12 protein-coding genes are annotated in these 17189 nt (G+C 73.1%); 4 read left to right on the top strand and 8 right to left on the bottom strand.

Annotated features, from left to right (window positions below; genetic code table 11):
- Positions 1-131: 131 nt before the first annotated feature.
- Positions 132-656: a 2'-5' RNA ligase family protein gene (locus EDD34_RS07645; RefSeq protein WP_123814035.1), complete on the top strand. Its 525-nt coding sequence runs from the start codon at positions 132-134 to the stop codon at positions 654-656.
- A gap of 124 nt (positions 657-780) precedes the next feature.
- Here EDD34_RS07645 and EDD34_RS07640 read toward each other — a convergent pair whose 3' ends face one another.
- The 4 genes from EDD34_RS07640 to EDD34_RS07625 form a co-directional block, all read right to left on the bottom strand.
- Entirely contained in the window at positions 781-1392 is a 612-nt protein-coding gene (locus tag EDD34_RS07640; protein WP_246012240.1) for a lytic transglycosylase domain-containing protein, read from the bottom strand.
- 374 nt (positions 1393-1766) lie between these two features.
- Complete coding sequence (locus tag EDD34_RS07635) at positions 1767-6290, bottom strand: S8 family serine peptidase (RefSeq protein ID WP_123814034.1); 4524 nt, start codon at positions 6288-6290, stop codon at positions 1767-1769.
- A gap of 242 nt (positions 6291-6532) precedes the next feature.
- Positions 6533-7381, bottom strand: coding sequence for a helix-turn-helix domain-containing GNAT family N-acetyltransferase (locus tag EDD34_RS21490; RefSeq protein WP_123814033.1), 849 nt, complete (start codon positions 7379-7381; stop codon positions 6533-6535).
- A gap of 32 nt (positions 7382-7413) precedes the next feature.
- On the bottom strand, positions 7414-9909 hold the full coding sequence (locus EDD34_RS07625) for a cation-translocating P-type ATPase (RefSeq protein WP_170176997.1): 2496 nt from the start codon (positions 9907-9909) through the stop codon (positions 7414-7416).
- Between the two features lie 364 nt (positions 9910-10273).
- Between EDD34_RS07625 and EDD34_RS07620 the strand changes: the two genes are divergently transcribed.
- On the top strand, positions 10274-11311 hold the full coding sequence (locus EDD34_RS07620; RefSeq protein ID WP_123814031.1) for a flavin-containing monooxygenase: 1038 nt from the start codon (positions 10274-10276) through the stop codon (positions 11309-11311).
- 68 nt (positions 11312-11379) lie between these two features.
- On the opposite strand, the gene EDD34_RS07615 is transcribed toward EDD34_RS07620, so the two are convergent.
- Positions 11380-12207, bottom strand: a complete 828-nt coding sequence (locus EDD34_RS07615; RefSeq protein WP_123814030.1) for an MBL fold metallo-hydrolase — start codon at positions 12205-12207, stop codon at positions 11380-11382.
- A 65-nt stretch (positions 12208-12272) separates the two neighbouring features.
- On the opposite strand from EDD34_RS07615, the gene EDD34_RS07610 reads away from it, so the two are divergent.
- Together EDD34_RS07610 and EDD34_RS07605 are read left to right on the top strand one after the other, a co-directional pair.
- Positions 12273-12977 (top strand): class I SAM-dependent methyltransferase, encoded by a 705-nt coding sequence (locus tag EDD34_RS07610; protein ID WP_170176996.1) that lies wholly within the window; start codon positions 12273-12275, stop codon positions 12975-12977.
- A 156-nt stretch (positions 12978-13133) separates the two neighbouring features.
- Positions 13134-13754, top strand: a complete 621-nt coding sequence (locus EDD34_RS07605) for a DedA family protein (RefSeq protein ID WP_123814028.1) — start codon at positions 13134-13136, stop codon at positions 13752-13754.
- 190 nt (positions 13755-13944) lie between these two features.
- On the opposite strand, the gene EDD34_RS07600 is transcribed toward EDD34_RS07605, so the two are convergent.
- The 3 genes from EDD34_RS07600 to EDD34_RS07590 form a co-directional block, all read right to left on the bottom strand.
- Positions 13945-14523 carry a uracil-DNA glycosylase family protein gene (locus EDD34_RS07600; RefSeq protein ID WP_170176995.1) on the bottom strand — a complete coding sequence of 193 codons (579 nt, stop codon included), beginning with the start codon at positions 14521-14523 and terminating at the stop codon, positions 13945-13947.
- A gap of 66 nt (positions 14524-14589) precedes the next feature.
- Positions 14590-16296 carry a hypothetical protein gene (locus EDD34_RS07595; protein ID WP_123814026.1) on the bottom strand — a complete coding sequence of 569 codons (1707 nt, stop codon included), beginning with the start codon at positions 16294-16296 and terminating at the stop codon, positions 14590-14592.
- Positions 16281-17117 carry an ABC transporter ATP-binding protein gene (locus EDD34_RS07590; RefSeq protein ID WP_123814025.1) on the bottom strand — a complete coding sequence of 279 codons (837 nt, stop codon included), beginning with the start codon at positions 17115-17117 and terminating at the stop codon, positions 16281-16283. Before EDD34_RS07590 ends, EDD34_RS07595 begins: the two co-directional genes overlap by 16 nt.
- Between the last annotated feature and the right edge of the window lie 72 nt (positions 17118-17189).

Raw genomic sequence — 17189 nt, 5'->3', positions numbered from 1 at the left:
CCGCCGACACACCCGGTGGGTGCCGCCGCGGACGCCATATCCATGATTCGGAGACACCACGGAATCGGATGGGTCCCGGTTTCGCGTGACTTGTCCCTGCCCCCGGAAACCCTCGGCCTAGGCTGGGGACCATGGCGCTCGCCGTATGCCTGCTGTTCGACAGGCCGACCGACCGGGTCCTGCGGCGGCTGTGGCAGCGGCTCGAGGACGACGGCGTCCCCACGCTCGCCACGCACACCCACGGACGGCACGTACCCCACCTGTCCCTGGCCGTGCTGCGCTCGTGGGACCTGGACAAGGTGCGCGCCGCCCTGGAGGCACTCCCCCACGCCGGCCCCGTCACCATCCGGTTCGACGCCGTCGCGGCGTTCCGGCGCGGGCGGATGAGCCTGATCCCCGCCGTGACGACCGCGCTCGCGGCACGCCAGGAACGGGTCGTCGAGGCGCTCGGCGCCACGGAGGACGAACTGCACAGGCACTACGTCCCGGGAGACTGGACCCCGCACGTCACCGTGGCGACGCGCGTGCGGCTGGAGCAGACGCCGCTCGTCCTCGAAGCAGCCTACGAGATCCTGCCCCTGACCGGCACGCTCACGCACGCCGCCCTGGTCGACGCCGGCACCGGCACGGTCCACCCGCTCACGGTGGTGCCGTAGCCGTCTCCCCGGTGTGCCTGCCCGGCCGGGACCGCGAGGCCCGCGCCGTCGACGCCGCCCGTGACGTTCACGCCGTTCACGCCGTCCGCGCCGTCTGCCCGGCCACGTTCACGGGGCCGCGTCCCTATGCCCCGTAGGACTCGGCGAGGTCGGCCACCTCGTGGGCGTACGACACGGACCGGTTGTAGCTGGCCAGCGCGGCCGCCCACCCGTCGTCGGTGGTGACGTCGCCGCCCCTGCGGCACAGGTAGAGGCCCGCGGTCAGCGCCGCGTCGTCGATCTGATGCGGATCCGCGCGCCCGTCGAGGTTCCCGTCCTGCGCGTAGCTCTCCCACGTGGTCGGGATGAACTGCATCGGGCCGACGGCACGGTCCCACTCCGTGTCGCCGTCGAGCTCCCCGTCGTCGGTGTCGACGATCTCCATGACCCCCTCGCTGCCGTCCAGCGGCACGCCGATGATCGGCGGGCTCACCGTCCCGTCGGCCCCGACGCCCGCGCCGAGGTAGCTGCCGTGCAGCGACTCGACCGCGCCGATCCCCGCCAGCGTGTTCCACCCGATCCCGCACTCCGGCTCCAGCTCGGCCAGTCGGAGCGACGCACCGGCATAACCTGCCAGGACGCGTTCCGGGATCTCCGTGCGCTCGGAGACGTCCCGCACCCAGGCCGGGTCCGCGAGATCGGCGACGGGGACGACGTCGGCGTCGGCGTCGGCCCGCTCCCCGGACGGCCGAGGCACCGGCTGGTCCGGCGCGGGCGGGAAGTCGCGTTCCTGAACCGCGGGCCAGGTCCCTCCGCCCACGCCGCAGCCGGACAACAGCAGGACGGCCGCGACGACGACGGCCCGGGTTCTCGCACTGACAGTGATGACGCGCCTCCGTGGTCCGGGCCGGCCGGGCGGCACCGGAACTCGACGCCGGCACTCGCCGTCCTGCCACCGACACTACGGCCGGTTCTCGCCCCTCCCGTGATCTGCGACAAGACCTCCCGCAAACGTGCGCGATTCCGGCGCGCCGTCGCGCGGAACGCGAACGCCGCCACGGGCTTCCGTGACGGCGTTCGCGTTCTCGTTCGCTGCGCGGGCAACGGTGCTACCCGGTCAGCGGCGTGACCTCACAGGTCGCGGCACTGGCCGAACTGACGGCCCGTGACGGTGTTCGGCGCACCGTTGTTCACCGGCGCCGGGTCGTTGCGGTAGCAGGCGAGCGGTCCGGTGATCCGGTTGTCCCCGATCACCGGGCCCTCCGACCGGGACACGGTGACCAGGCCGGTCACCCGGTTCCCGGCGCAGTTCGCCGACGGGTCACCGATCGTGACCCCGGAGCTGCGGATCACGGTCAGTGTGCCGAGCACACGCGAGTCGCACACCCGCATCTCCGACGCTCCGTCCGCACGGACCAGCGCGACGATCTTCGAGTCGGTCACCCGCAGCCCCGCGCCGTCGGACACGGTGACGCGGCCCACGACGGTCGCGTCGTCGATGCACGTGGTGCCCTCGGTGACCGAGACGCGCTCGTGGTGCCGGCCGGTGATCACCTCGTCGCACGGCGCCAGGCCCGTCACGGCGACGTCGGCCGACGCGGTGGCCGGGGCGTCGAACGGGTCGGCCGTGACGTGCTCGGCGGTGTTCGTGTACGTGCCGGTGATCGCGTCCGGGTCGACCGTCACGTCGTACGACAGCGTGACCGGCTCGACGCTCGGCCCCACGTAGTCGAGGCAGATGCTGCCGCCCTCGGCCACGGCCACTGAGGGATCACCCGCGTTCACGACGGCGGTACCGAGCGTGCCCGCGAGGTTCTCGACCCCGATCGTGGCCAGGCCGGGCAGCGTCCCGAGCTCGCCGTACTCGAACGTGATCTCGGGCCGGTCCTCCGACACCGAGTTGTAGATCCAGGCCTGGAACGTCCCCACGGAGTTGGACAGGTCGGCCGGGTCGGCGCCGTACGGGAACGGGTCGTCCCACTGCACCACCGCGACCTCGCCGCCGGAGGTGGCGAGCCGCACACCGCGGTCGTTCGCCAGCGAGAGCTCCAGGTCGCTCCACAGCGGGGCGATCACGCCGTTCGGTGCGGCCGCGGCGGGGAGCGCCTGAGGTTCCCACGGGCTTCCGCCGTAGCCGCCCGCGACGGTGATCAGGCCGTCGTCGGACACGGTGAGGTTCGGCGACTGGTCGGAGTAGTGGGAGAACGGGCCGATGTTCGAGAACGCGCTGACCGCCGCGCTGTCGCCGTCGAGCGAGCTGAACCCGACGCCCACCGCACCGAGGTCGACGAACCCGGCCCACGCCGCGCACTGCGGGTCGGTCGCCGGCGTCGAGGCCTCGTAGGCGCCCGCGACGCCCACCGACGTGGGCATCTCGACCTCCCACGTGATGGTCTGCCCGTCGACCACGCCCCCGCCGGTCACGGACTCCGGGTCGATGCTCAGGCCCTCGGGCACGGTGTCCGTGACCGTGTAGGTGAGATCCTCCGGAGTCACGTTGGGCTCGACGGTGAGGTCGTACCCGATCGTGTCGCCGATCGCGGCGGCGTCCGTCGACGCCGTCTTGGTCACGTCGTCGGCCACGCGGGCCAGCCGGACAGGGACCTCGCCGATGTCCCCGGGCGTGTCCGGGGAACTGCCGAGCACCGCGGTGCCGAAGAAGAGGTCACCTTCCTGCGCGTCGGGCAGGTCCCAGTGCACGCGCACGTCGTACGGCTCGCCCACCGGCACCTCGCCGTCGGGCCCGGCCACTCCGGCGTTGCCGAGGTCCTCGGACGGGACGACGGCGGTCGCGAGCGTGTGGGTGTCCGGCTGGCTGTCGCTGCCGCCCCAGTTCTGGACCAGCACCCACCAGGTCCCGGCCTCCGGGTCGGGAACCTCGCAGTACTCGGCCGCGGACCCCGACGTCGAGGCGCACTCCTGGGTGGCGGCGCTCGGCGTGTCGCCGGTGCCCACGAACAGGTCGAGGTCCGGCGCGGTCGCCTGCGTGATCTGCGCGACGAGCCGCTCGGCGCCGTCGGCCACCTCCACGGTGGTGACCTCCACCTGGCTCAGGTCGTCGTACGGCGAGTCGTTCGTCGGGTCCTCGTCGAGGGAGCCCTCGTGCAGGTCTGCGGCGACCAGGCCGCGCACCGAGCCGGTGAAGTCGGTCACGGCGACGGACCGGACGTCGGTCACCGCCTGCGATCCGGCGTCACGCCGCGTGGTGATGTCGATCTCGCCGGGCAGCACCGCGGCGGCCGGGACGACGGCGACCGGCAGGGTCACCGCCGGGACCTCCGGGTCGCTCGGGGTGAGGGTGATGCGCCCGAACAGCGTCTCCCCCTCGGTGGCGCCGGCCACGTCCGCGGTGACCGTGATGCCCGTCGAGTCGCCGGGCGACACCGTGACCTGCGACAGGTCCACGGAAAGAGCGAGACCCGGGTCGGAGTCCGCGGACGCCGACCAGGTGACACCGGCCGGGGCGGACGGCGGGGCCTCCGCGGTGCGCTCCCACGAGCAGGTGGCCAGGCACTGCGTGTCGGCGAAGGACGGCAGGTTGAGGGTGCTGGGGTCGCCACCCTGCTCCGGGTCGGCCGCCAGGTAGTCCGCCGGGGACTCGTCGAACAGCAGGCCCGCGCGCACGGCGGCCCCGATGTCCATGTGGCCGCTGCCCTGCGCGTACGGGGTGGCGGGCGTGCCGTCGTGGTTCAGCACCCCGGTGCGTGCCGTGGTCATGAGCGCCGACTGCTGCTGGGCCGGCGTCCAGTCCGGGCGGGCCTGGGTCAGCAGCGCGCCGGCGCCCGCCACGTGCGGGCTCGACATCGAGGTGCCCGAGATGATGCCGTACTCGACGTGGTCGTACGCGCCGTCGGCGTCACCGAGTGCGGCGAGGATATCCACGCCCGGCGCGGTGAGGGACGGCACGATCGTGTCGACCGCGCGGTTGGGTCCGCGCGAGGAGAAGCTGGCCATCACGTCGCCGAGCCCGTCGTCCACGGTGAACGTGGTGCCGGTGATCGTGGCGGTGTGGCCGGTGCCCTCCTCCAGCCAGTTCTTCAGGGTCGTGGCGTCGTCGTACCCGAGGAACACGCCGGGGACGGCGTACGCGTCGCCGAGCACCGAGTCGCCGTTCGCCTCGTCGTTGGCGAGCACGTAGCCGACGGCGCCCTGCGCGGCGACGTTCTCCGACTTCTCGACCCGGCCGTTGCTGCCGCGGTCGCAGATCACGATCCGGTCCGTGTAGTCGGCCTCGTGGCCGGTGGTCGTGGTGCACTCCGGGTCGCCGAACGCGCCCGCGTAGACGATCTCGGTCGCGGGCAGCGGGCCGGTCAGGGACTTGCCGGTGAGGTCGGGCAGGTCACCCGCGCTGCCGGTGAGGCCGGTGAGCGTGTTGAACGCGTGCCGGTTGTGGGTGGACGCGCCGACGGACGTGAGCCACGGCGCGTCGGCTGGGGAGCCGGTCGTGGCGACCCCGGGGCCGTCGTTGCCGTTGGACGTCGCGACGAAGATGCCCGCGGCGCGCGCGTTGAGGAACCCGATCGAGTCGAAGTCGTTCCACAGGTCCGACGGCGCGGACGAGCCGATCGAGTAGTTGATGACGTCGACGCCGTCGGCGATCGCCTGGTCGATCGACGCCGTCAGGCCCGCGGTGGTGCAGCAGCCGCGGTAGCTGATCACGTTGGCGTGCGGCGCCACGCCGGACACGTCGAACGTCGGCGGGTCGGTGCCCTCGGGAGCGGTCGGGGTCGCGCCGGCGACCACGCTGCCGCCCGACGTCGAGGCCGTGTGCGTGCCGTGGCCGTCGTCGTCGAGGGCGCTGCGGTCGGCGTCCGAGATGAACCCGTAGGCGCCGATCAGCTTGCCGTTGCACGGGAAGTCGGGGTCGTACTGGTCCGTGTTCGACGGGTCGCAGGCGCCCAGGTAGTTCCCGGCGCCGAGCGGGTTGGTGTGGGTGTAGCCGTCGTCGCCGGTCTCGGCGAACGACGGGCTGCCCGGGTTGATGCCGGTGTCGATGGTGCCGATGACGACGCCCTCGCCGCGGTAGTCCTCGGGCAGGCCGAGCTCCTCGACGGCGCTCCACAGCGCGTCGGCGTTGCTCCAGGCCGGGCCGGAGTCGGTGTGCAGCTCGTGCTCCTTGTCGAGCGCGATGTGCGCGACGGCCGGGTCCTTGGCGACCTCGGCGGCCTCGGCGGGCGTCAGGACGGCGGAGATGCCGTTGACGGCGTACTGGTAGGAGAACGGCACCTCGACGTCGCGGGCGACCGTGCGCTCCATGCGGGTGACGAAGTCGTCCTGCTCCGCCTCGAGGAACTCGGTGTACTCGCGCACCCTGGAGACCGACGTGTCCAGCGTCCCGCCCGGCCGCACGGCCGTGGCGTCCAGGCCCGCGACGCCTCCGCGGTAGGTGGGCACGGCGTCGTCGGCCAGGCGGATCAGGTAGGTGCGCTCCGCGCCGCCGCGCCCGAGGGCCAGCTTCTGGATGGTCGGCTCGCGCTCGACGCCCGGCTCCGGCGTGGTCTCGGCCGGTGTGAGGTTCTCGGCGATGAGTTCACGGGGTTCGACCTTGTCCGACGCCGGACCGGGCGTCGGGACCGCGACCGCCGCGGGCGTCAGCGCCGCCGCTAAGGCCGTGACGGCGGCTATGACGAGGGGCGTTCTGGACCGGTGTGACATCTACGGCTCCCTTGAGGTGGCAGCGAGGGGACGTTCACGAGCAGGTGCCCGCTATTCCTTGCGCAGGTCAGGAGGCCATGTCAATGACCCCGGGCCGATTTCACCCGGTCCGGTCGAAGAGGTCGAGAAGGCGCGCCGGGACGTCCCCAGCGCTGCGCGAGCGATGCGTGGGGGCGCGGGCTGGTCGTCGTGCGGTCGGTCTGCCACCGTCCGCTGGGCCCGCCGGGTACGGGGTACCGGCGTCAGCTCACCGCGCTGCGGCGTTCCAGGAAGACCGTGTCGCGCCAGACGCCGTCGCGCCGGCCGATCCGTTCCCGGACGCCGAGCGTCCGGAAGCCCGCCGCGTGATGCAGGCCCACGCTCGCGCGGTTCTCGGGGAAGATCGAGGTCTGGAGGGTCCAGAGGCCGCCCTCGTCGGCGGCCATGACCTGCTTGCGGATGAGGGCCTTGCCGATGCCGCGGCCCTGGTGGCCGTCGGCCACGTAGACCGAGGTCTCCGCGACCCCGGCGTAGACCTCGCGCGCCGACACCGCGGTCGCGGCGGCCCAGCCGACGACCTCGCCCTCCCGCTCGGCGACCCAGCGGTGCCCGGGCAGCCACTTCGCGTCCAGTGACGCCCGGCTCGGCACGACCGTCTCGAAGGTCGCCATGCCGGTGGCGATGCCCTCACCGTAGATGCGGCGCACGGCGGCCCAGTCCTCCTCGCGCAGCTCGCGCACCTCGACGTCGGCCGGCACGTCATCGGGGCAGCACGGCCGCGGCGCGAGGACGCCCATCACGGCGTCGGCGGCGTGCGGGAGGCCGACGCAGCAGGCGGCGTTGATCGTCACCAGCGTGGCGGTGCCCTCCTTCCGCACCCGGAGGAACCCGACGTCCGCGAGCTTGCGCACGTGGTGGGAGCAGGTCGACTGGCTGATGCCGAGGATCTCGGCGAGCGCGCCGACGGTGGTCCCGCGCGGTGCGGTGGCGACGGCGTGCAGCAGCCGCACGCGGGTCGGCTCGGCCAGGCAGGCGAACCATTCCGCATAGGTGGCGGCATCGGCCTCGGGCAGGACCGGGCTCGGGGACCCGGCGGACACGGTCGTCGTCATGGCCTCAGCATCGACCAGAATCGATGGTCTGGTCAATCACCGGCGCGACGTGAGCGGAGCATCCGCGACCCCTGCACGATCACCAGCGGGACGACGGCCAGGGACAGCGCGAGCGCCCATTCCCGGCCGCCGAGGGTGCTCAGGCCGAGCAGTTCCCGCAGGGCCGGCACGCCGAGCGCCAGGGACTGCAGCGCGACGGTGATCGCGAGCGCTCCCCACAGGTACGGGTTGCCGCCCGCACCGCGGAACCCGGAACCGGTGTCCGTGCGGGCGTTGAACACGGCGAGCAGTTGCGCGCCCGTGAGGGTGACGAAGACCAGGGTGCGCGCCTCGGCGAGGTCCGCGGTCAGCCCCTGGGCGAGGAGGTAGGCGGTGAAGCCGACGGCGGCGACCAGGGTGCCATGGACCAGGATGCGGCGCACGGTGCCCGCGCCGAGGACGGGTTCGTCCCTGGACCGGGGAGGTTCCCGCATGGCTTGGTCGCTCCGGGGCTCGAGCGCCAGGGCGAAGGACGGGATCACGTCGATGATCAGGTTGTTCCACAGGATCATGAGCGCCGCGAGGGGTGGGTCGAGCCCGAGGGCGAGCGCGACGGTGACGACGAGCACGACCGCCAGGTGCCAGGAGAACAGGAACTGGCCGAATCGGCGGATGTTCTCGAAGATGCGCCGGCCCTCCTGCACGGCCTGCTCGATGGTGCTGAAGTCGTCGGTGGTGAGCACGATGTCGGCCGCCTCGCGGGCGACGTCGGTTCCCGTACGACCCATGGCGATGCCGACGTCGGCCTGACGCAGCGCGGGGGCGTCGTTGACGCCGTCGCCGGTGACCGCCACGACGCCGCCGGCATCCTGGAGGGCGTGGACGAGGCGCAGCTTGTGCTCCGGGGCCACCCGCGCGAAGACGTCGACGTCCTGGACCTCGCGGGCGAGCGCGTCCGTGTCCAGGCGGTCGAGCTCCGCACCGGTGACGGCCCGATCAGCGCGGAGCCCGAGCCGGCGGGCGACGGCGACGGCCGTGCGAGGCTGGTCACCGGTGATCATGACGACACGGATCCCCGCCCGGTGACACGTCTCGATCGCGTCGACGGCGGCAGGGCGCGGCGGGTCCATGATGCCCACCACCCCGTGGATCTCGGCAGCGCGGAACACCCCGTCGTCGTCCGCGCCGTCAGGCACCGGGCCGGCCCCGACGGCGAGGGTGCGCAGTGCCCGCTCCCCCATGGCATCGGCCCGGGCGATGAGGCCGGCGTGCCGCCGCGGATCGAGCAGCGCCTCGGGAGCACCTTTGATGTGGGCCGTCCCGTCCACGACGACCGCCATGCGTTTCGTGACCGGGTCGAACGGGACCTCGTCCGACCGGGCATGGTCGGAGCGCAGCGCGCGCCAGTCGAGCCCGTGATCCTCCGCGCCCAGCAGCAGCGCCACCTCGGTGGGGTCGCCTACCGGGTCGCCGTCAGTGGCGACGTCGGCGTCGTTGCAGATCACCGCGCTTTCCCAGAGCGTCCGCTCCTCCACGCCGTCCGCGAGCGCGACCTCCTCGGCCCGCATCTCGTTGGCCGTGAGAGTGCCGGTCTTGTCCGAGGCGATCACGCTCGTGCTGCCCAGGGTCTCCACCGTCGGCAGTCGGCGGACGAGCGCCCGTGCACGGGCCATTCGGCGCATGCCGACGGTGAGCGTGAGCGTGGCGACGGCGGGAAGCCCTTCCGGTACGACGGCGACGGCCAGAGCGATCGCCACCTCGATCACCTCGCCGATCTCCAGGCCACGGACCAGCCCGAGCCCGGCGAGAGCTCCGGCGACACCGATCACGACGAGCGACAGGGCGCGACCGAGGCGGTCCAGTCCTGCCTGCAGCGGCGCCTGCGCGGGCGCGGTGGACGCCGCCAGGTCCGCGATGCGACCCACCTCTGTCGCGGCGCCCGTGGCGACCACGACCCCGCGGCCCCGGCCGGCGTTGATCGTGGTGCCGCTGTAGAGCATGTTCGTGCGGTCGGCGAGCGGCGTGTCGGCGGGCACCGGCTCGACGTCCTTCACGACGGGCTCGCTCTCGCCGGTGAGAGCGGACTCCTCGACGACGAGGTCGCCCGCCTCCAGGAGGCGTACATCGGCCGGGACCCGGTCCCCTGCCTCCACCGACACGATGTCGCCCGGGACGAGTTCGACGGCGTCGATCTCGTCGCGACGGTCCTGTCGCTCGACGTCGGCCTGAGTCGCGGTGAGGCGGCGCAGGGATTCCATCGATCGCACGGCGCGCAGTTCGGTGACGAAGCCGACGACCGTGTTGACCACGAGAACCACCGCGACGGCGGCGGCCTCCAGGATCTCCCCGATGGCCAGCCCGGCGACGACCGCCGCGGCGAGAAGGATGACCACCACACCGCGCACCTGGTCGAGCAGGATCCGCCAGCCGGACACCCGGGCGGCCGCCTCCAGCGCGTTCCGCCCCGCGGCGGCCCTGCGGCGCGCGACGTCGTCGGCGGTGAGTCCGCGCTCCGGATCGACCTCCAGCCGCGCCACCACCTCGTCCACGGGGAGACCGTGCGGGGACCCGACCTGCCACGGGCGGGCCCGTGTCTTCCCTCGACCTACCGGTGGGGCGCCGTCCCGCGCGCCGGATCCGGACTTGTGCACCCTCTCGTTCGCCGGCGCCACGGCGTCCCCCTTCGGGTCGGCTCCCAGTGGTCCCAGCCTCCAGCATGGCCCGGTTCCGGTGATCGTGCCGCATGCCCCTTCACTCCCGGGTGACCAGGGCCGATCCTTGCATCGATCGACATCCGTCGATAAAGTTCGTCGACATTCGATCGACAAGGATCGATCAAGGAGGTGGAGATGCGAGGTCCGCGTTCCTGGCACCAGCCACCACGGCAGCCACCCACCCGAAAGGACACCGAACATGACCGACGCGATCGTCATCGGCGGCGGGCAGGCCGGCCTCGCCGCCGCCCATGCTCTCCTGGCCCGCGGGCTTCGCCCCGTGCTGCTCGAATCCGGCGACGAGCCGGTCGGTTCATGGCCGCGCTACTACGACAGCCTCCATCTCTTCTCCCCCGCCCGGTACAGCGCACTGCCCGGCCTCCCGTTCCCCGGCGACCCGGGCCGCTATCCGCACCGCGACGAGGTCGTGGACTACCTGCGCACCTACGCCAAGACGCTCGACGCGGACCTCCGCACCGGACACCACGTCACCGCCGTCACGCACGACGGCAACGGGTTCGCCGTCCAGGTCGAGGGCGAGAAGCCGCTGCACGCGCCGATCGTGATCGCCGCCACCGGGGCGTTCAGCTCGCCCCACCGGCCCGTCCTGCCGGGGCTGGACCGCTTCGCCGGCACGGTCCTGCATTCGAGCGAGTACCGGAACCCGGCCCCGTTCGCGGGGCAGCGGGTCGTGGTGGTGGGGGCGGCGAACTCGGCGATCCAGATCGCCGTCGACCTCGCCCCGCACGCCCGGGTCACGCTCGCCACGCGCGCACCCATCCGCTACGCGCCGCAGCAGCCCTTCGGCCGGGACGTGCACTTCTGGTCGACCGTCAGCGGGTTCGACGCACTCCCGGTCGGACCGTGGCTGCGTGACCACCCCAGCATGCCCGTCGTCGATCCCGGCACCTACCAGGCCGCGATCGACGCCGGACGGCCCGACCGGCGCGGCATGTTCACCGCCGTCGACGGCAGCACCGTCACCTGGCCCGACGGCGGCACCGACGAGGTCGACACCATCCTGCTCGCCACCGGGTTCCGTCCCGGCACCTCGTATCTCGGGGGTCTCGGCGCGCTCGACGCGACGGGCAGGCCCCGGCAGCGCCACGGCCTGTCCACCACACATCCCGGCCTGGGCTACGTCGGCCTGGAATGGCAGCGCAGCTTCTCGTCGGCCTCGATCCGTGGCGTCGGCCGCGACGCGCGGTACGTGGTCCGCCGCCTGACGAGGCGGTAGACCGGCGGGGGCCGGCCCGGCCCGGGAGACCTGTCAGGTGGCCGACGATGCACCTTCCCGCCGTCGGCTCACCTCAGGTACGGGTTGGTCGCCAGTTCCCGTTCGACCGTCGTCGTCGGCCCGTGGCCCGGGACGACCGCCAGGCCCGGGTCCAGCCGAGCGACGACGTCACTCAGCGTCGCCCGCATCGTCGCGTCGTCGCCGCCGGGCAGGTCGGTACGGCCGATCGACCCGGCGAACAGCACGTCCCCGGTGAGCACGATCCCGGACGGCGCGCTGTCCGGCGTGGCGGCGTCGGCCTCGGCGCCCGTCGTGGTGCGCCCGCCCGTCCTGGCGTCTTCGCCCGTCCCGCCCCGTCCGGCCGCCCCGCCGTCGCTCCCTGGCGGATCCAGCAGGTAGAGGGTCGAACCCTGCGTATGTCCTGGTGCGTGCACGGCCCGCAGGGTCACCGCGCCGAACGTGAGGTCCGCCGAGCCGCCGCGGGTCTCGAACCCCTCCACCGGCTTCGGGGCGCGGTACGCCTCCGGTGCGAACCCGAGCGCGGCCAGCTCCCGGCCGAGCGCGCTGCTCACGGCGGCCGCACCCGCGCCGCTGACCAGCGTTCCGAACGGGTCGTCGAGCCGGTACACATCGGCGGCATGCATCCACATCGGCACGTCGTACCGTTCGCACAGCTCGGCCGCGTCCCAGGTGTGGTCCGCGTGTCCGTGGGTGGCCAGCACCGCGCGGGGGCGGAGGCGCCGCTCCTCGACCACCCGCGCGACGCCGTCGGCCACGCCCGCGCCGGCGTCGACCACGACGCAGTCCCGGACCCCGCTCCCAGGGGCCGCCACCACGCAGCAGTTGGTCCCGAACACGGGCGCGACGACGACATCGACCTGGGCTGCGACACTCATCGGACCACCGTACGACGCGCTGGGCGACATTCGGTGGCACGCCGACTCGGTGGGACAATCCGGGTGTGCGGATCGCGACGATCGATGACCTGTTCGAGGCCCTGGACCAGACCTTCGACGAGCACGAACGCGGCGACCGCACCAGCGCCCGCGCGGCGGGATTCTGGGAGCGGCTCCTGCGCCGCGAGGACCACCCGCTCAACACGTCCCTCCCCGACGAGCCGCTCGTCGACTGGCACGGGCGCGGACTCCTCGGTGAGGTCGACGGCACCCGCGTCCTCGACGTCGGCTGCGGCAACGGGCGCAACGGGCGGTGGCTGGCCGAGCGAGGCGCGGACGTCGTCGGCGTCGACCTGGCCGCCGCCGTGCTCGACGACGTCCGGCCCACCCTCCCGAGCCGCATGGAGGTCCACGCGCTCGACATCCTGCGCGACCCGCTCCCGGCCGGGCCGTTCGACCTGATCTACGACTCCGGCTGCTTCCACCACCTCGCGCCCCACCGCCGCATCACCTACCTCCAGCGGCTCCTGCCGCTCCTGAGACTCGGTGGCCGCTACGCGATCGTCGCCTTCTCCCAGGAACGTCAGCCCAGCGCGGGCGACCGCGACGTCCTCGCGACGGGCGACACGGCGGGCGGTACGGCCTTCACCCTCGACGACCTCGGGCGGATCTTCAGGGCCCTGCGCCCCGTGGAGCTGCGCGCGGTGCGCCCCGACGTGGACGAGACGTTCGGCGCCGACTTCCTCAACGCCGCCCTGTTCCGCCGCTGAACCGGCCGTCCGACCTGAACCGGCCGTCCGAGCAGTGCCGTCGGTCCGGCACGCCGCAGGTCCGGGCTACGGAATCCGCGCGCCGGGTGCGATAGTGCTCGACATGGTGACCCCGCACTCGGCTCCCGGCGTGCCGCCCGACCCTTCCGGCACACGATGAGCGACGACGTCTCCGCCTGGCTCGACGCGCTCGGCCCGATCGCGTTCTACCTGGTGGTGTGGGGGCTCGTGTTCGTGGGCACGGCCCTGTTCGTGGGCGTGTTCCTGCCGTTCCTCACCGGGGACTCGCTGCTGTTCGGCGCGGGCCTCGTGGCGGGCAGCACCACGTCGGTCAACATCTGGGTGCTCACCACGGGCATCGCGATCGCCGCGATCGCCGGCGACCAGGTGGGGTACCTGCTCGGACGCCGGTACGGGCGCCCCTACCTCACCGGCCGGCGCGGGCGCTGGGTCCAGAACGGGATCGCCAGGACCGAACGGTTCTACGACCTGTTCGGCTGGTGGTCGGTGGTGGTGGGGCGGTACGTGCCGTGGGGACGGGTCTTCGTCCCGGCGGTCGCCGGGGTGTCCGACATGGCGTACTGGCGGTTCGTCACCGCCAACGTGGTGGGCGCGTTCACCTGGGGTGTCCTGATCACGCTGATGGGCTACTTCGCGGCGTCGATCCCGGCGGTGCGGCCCGTCGCGTACGGGATCGCGGGTGTGGTCATCCTCGCGTCGGTCGTGGCGGGCATCCGCGCCTGGCGCCAGGACCGCGCGGCGAGCGCCGACGACTGACGGCCGGCGGCTCCGCACCGGCTGACCGCCGCCGGACGGCCGAGCGCCGGGCCGACGCCGGCGGGCCGGCGGCTGCGGCGACCACGCCATTTCGCGGGGTGGGAACGCAACCACCGGGCGAAATGGCGTGGTCGCCGGCGGAGGGTGTCGCCGGGATGACTCGGCCCTGCTCAGGAAGGGCCTGGGTGTCTCACCGGAGGGCGGCCGCGACGTGGTCGCGCAGGACGGGGACGACGTCGGTAAGGAACCACGGGTTGCGGGCCTGCCAGCGGAAGTTCAGCGGGGACGGGTGCACGAGCGGGAGCGTGTCGGGCAGGTGGTCACGGAACGCGCGGACGGTGTCGGTGAGGGTGCGCCCCGCCTGGTCTCCCAGGTAGTACGCCTGGGCGTAGCTCCCGACGAGGACGGTGAGCCGGATGTCGGGCATGAGCTCCAGCAGCGGCGTGTGCCAGCGCGCCGCGAACCCCTTGCGGGGCGGCAGGTCGCCGTTCGCGCCCTTGCCCGGGTAGAAGAAGTCCATCGGCAGCAGGGCGAACAGGTCCGGGTCGCGGAACTGCGGCTCGGACACGCCGAGCCAGTCCATCAGCTTCTTCCCACTGGCGTCGTTCCAGGCCAGGCCGCTCTCCTGCGCCTTGCGCCCCGGCGCCTGCCCGACGACGACAACCCGTGCCCCCGCTCCCGCCTGGTACAGCGGCTCGTAGCCGTGTTCGCGCGCCGCGGCGTTCTCGGGGTCGGCGACGATCGCCTGCCGGATGGACTCGAAGTTCACGGCGCCAGTATCGCCCGCCCGAGCAAAGGGCGGCGTGGCCGCTGCGGGCACCGGCCGCGCGCGGACCTACACCTTCGCCTTGGCTCGCCGGGCCTCACGCTGCTTCTGCTTGAGCTTCTTCGCCTCCTGCTCGCCCTTGAGGGTGGACGACTCGAACCAGTCGAGCGGACCGCCCCAGCCGGCGCGTCTCCCGCCGGGGCGGAAGATCTGGCCGTAGCGGATGCGGCTGAACAGGTCGGGCAGCCGTTTGTCCAGGTAGCGGATCGTCACGAGCCCGAGCGCCCACGCGGCACCGAACCCGTTCGCGACCCCGGCGACCACCAGCGCCGGCGCGGTCCACGGCGCCGGGGCCTGCAGGTGCAGGAGCACCATCCCCCCGGTGGGCAGCACGGCGATCTGCATCAGCAGCATCGAGATCCACACGTGGAAGGTGATGTTCCCGACCGCGTCGTTGGGCCCGACCCGCTGCCGGGGGTCGACGCCGGGTGAGACGCCCACCGCCGCGACGATCAGTGCCGCCCCGGTCGCGGCGCCGAGCAGGGCGGGAATCGCTGCCAGGAGGATCGGCACCGCCCACCATGCCTGGCTGAGCAGCACGAACACGACGGACACCAGGAGGATCTTCGGCAGGACGGTCAGGACGACGCCCCACTGCCGCCCCCGGACGTCGGCCCGCACCGACCCCTCGTCCTGTCCGACCAGGTCCAGCCAGATCGCGCTGCCGTCCTGTCCGTAGACGGTGCAGGCGGAGATCCCCACCATGAACGTGATGATGAGTCCGGCGAAGGCCGCCACGTCGCCGAGTTCGGCGCTGGCCAGCGCGAACGCGCCGATCAGCACACCGGTCCAGACGCCGGACTGCGTCTCGACCATCCGCCAGGCGTCCCGGCTCCACTGCCGTACCTCCTTGGCGACGACGGCGCCGGTGGGCGTGGCCGGCAGCCACCCACCACCCGCGACGAGACGTGCGGACCGGCGCCGCCCGCGCCGTCGTCGGTCCGGCTCCGCGGACGGCACGAGCAGCGGGATGGTCGCCGCGATCACCGCGGCGGCCAGCACGGCCAGCCCGCCGAGCAGCAGCAGCGCGCCGCCCCAGTCACCGCGCGCCGCCCGCTCGATCGCGAGCACGGTCCACGAGGTGGGGCTCAGGTCGAGGGCCCGGGACACCGTGGTGTCGGCGATGCCGGTGGCCAGGAAGTCCGGCGTCCGCTCGATCGCGACCTGCACGGGGATCCAGCCGGCGAACATGCCCGCGAACATCAGCCCGAACTGGATGCTCGCGATCTCGACCCCGGCCCGCGACCCCATCGCCGCGCCGAGCAGCCCGTACACCAGCCGCGACAGCGCCACCAGCAGGATCCACGTGAGCACCGCCCCCGGTACGGCCACCCCGAGGGTGACCGGCGCCAGCAGCACGGCATGCGCACCCGGCGCCAGCAGCGCGGCCAGCACGACACCGGCCGCGACGCTCACATAGACACTCACGAGCAGGCCGCGGCCGAGGACCGGACGGGACAGCGGCAGGAGCGTGAAGTAGCCGGGCCGGAGCGTGCCCGAGCCGCTCATCAGCACCGGACCGATCGCGGTACCCACACCCCACAGGAGCAGCCCGAGCGTCAGGATCGAGTGCCGCGCGGCGTCGCTCCCGGCGTTCAGGGTCGCCGCCCAGGTCACGACGACGAGGGCCGCGCCGATGGCCCAGCCCGCCATGCGCATCCCCGGCGTCGAGTGCCGCAGCATCGTCAGCTTGAGGGAGATCAGCCACCGATCCATGCCAGGTCCTCCTCCCCCAGCTCGGTGCCGCCCACCAGCTCCACGAACCGGTCTTCCAGGCTCCGGCCCCCACGCACCTCGTCGAGTGTGCCGTCCGCCAGGACGCTCCCCGCCGCGATGATCGCCACACGGTCGCACAGGCTCTCCACCAGGCTCATCACGTGGCTGGAGATGATGATGCTGCCGCCCGCCGCCGTGAAGCGGCGCAGGATCGCCGTCAGCACGCGGGCCGAGACCGGGTCCACCGCCTCGTACGGCTCGTCCAGCACGAGGAGACGGGGCGTGTGCAGCAGGGCCGTCGCCAGGCCGATCTTCTTGCGCATGCCGGTGGAGTACTCGCCCACCAGGGTGCCCAGCTCCTCGGCCTCCTCCAGTTCCAGGATGCGCATCAGCTCGGCGATCCGGTCCGCGACGACATTCGCGGGCATGCCCCGGAACCTGCCCCAGTAGGTGAGCAGTTCGCCGCCGGTCAGGCGCTCGGGGAGCGCCAGCCCGTCCGGCAGCACGCCCAGGATGCGCTTGGCGGCGACCGGCTCCTGCCAGACGTCGATGCCGTGCACCAGCGCCCGCCCGCCGCTCGGGCGCAGCAGGCCGGTCGCCATGGACAACGCCGTCGTCTTCCCGGCGCCGTTCGGGCCGACGAGGCCGAAGAACGAGCCCCGCGGCACGGTCAGGTCGATGTCGTCGACCGCGACCTTGTCGCCGAACTCCCGGCGCAGGCCGGCCAGTTCCAGGGCGGGTTCGGGTACGGCGGGACCGCCGGCTTCACCGGCGGCCGGCCCGCCCGGTTCGGGTGCGGGCCGTTCGGAAGTGGTGGTCATGGCTCCAGGCTGGCCGACGACGGACGGCGGCGCCTCCGCCGATCGGGTACGCCTCCTCCGCCGATCGGGCAT

Origin of the sequence: Myceligenerans xiligouense, assembly GCF_003814695.1 — a bacterium.
In the GTDB taxonomy this organism is placed as follows: domain Bacteria; phylum Actinomycetota; class Actinomycetes; order Actinomycetales; family Cellulomonadaceae; genus Myceligenerans; species Myceligenerans xiligouense.
This window is presented reverse-complemented; position numbering and strand designations above follow the sequence as displayed.

Bases quoted from the DNA above. Each gene is read 5' to 3' on its own strand.
- EDD34_RS07645 (WP_123814035.1), top strand. From the start codon at position 132: ATGGCGCTCGCCGTATGCCTGCTGTTCGACAGGCCGACCGACCGGGTC.
- EDD34_RS07635 (WP_123814034.1), bottom strand. From the start codon at position 6,290: ATGTCACACCGGTCCAGAACGCCCCTCGTCATAGCCGCCGTCACGGCC.
- EDD34_RS21490 (WP_123814033.1), bottom strand. From the start codon at position 7,381: ATGACGACGACCGTGTCCGCCGGGTCCCCGAGCCCGGTCCTGCCCGAG.
- EDD34_RS07620 (WP_123814031.1), top strand. From the start codon at position 10,274: ATGACCGACGCGATCGTCATCGGCGGCGGGCAGGCCGGCCTCGCCGCC.
- EDD34_RS07615 (WP_123814030.1), bottom strand. From the start codon at position 12,207: ATGAGTGTCGCAGCCCAGGTCGATGTCGTCGTCGCGCCCGTGTTCGGG.
- EDD34_RS07605 (WP_123814028.1), top strand. From the start codon at position 13,134: ATGAGCGACGACGTCTCCGCCTGGCTCGACGCGCTCGGCCCGATCGCG.
- EDD34_RS07595 (WP_123814026.1), bottom strand. From the start codon at position 16,296: ATGGATCGGTGGCTGATCTCCCTCAAGCTGACGATGCTGCGGCACTCG.
- EDD34_RS07590 (WP_123814025.1), bottom strand. From the start codon at position 17,117: ATGACCACCACTTCCGAACGGCCCGCACCCGAACCGGGCGGGCCGGCC.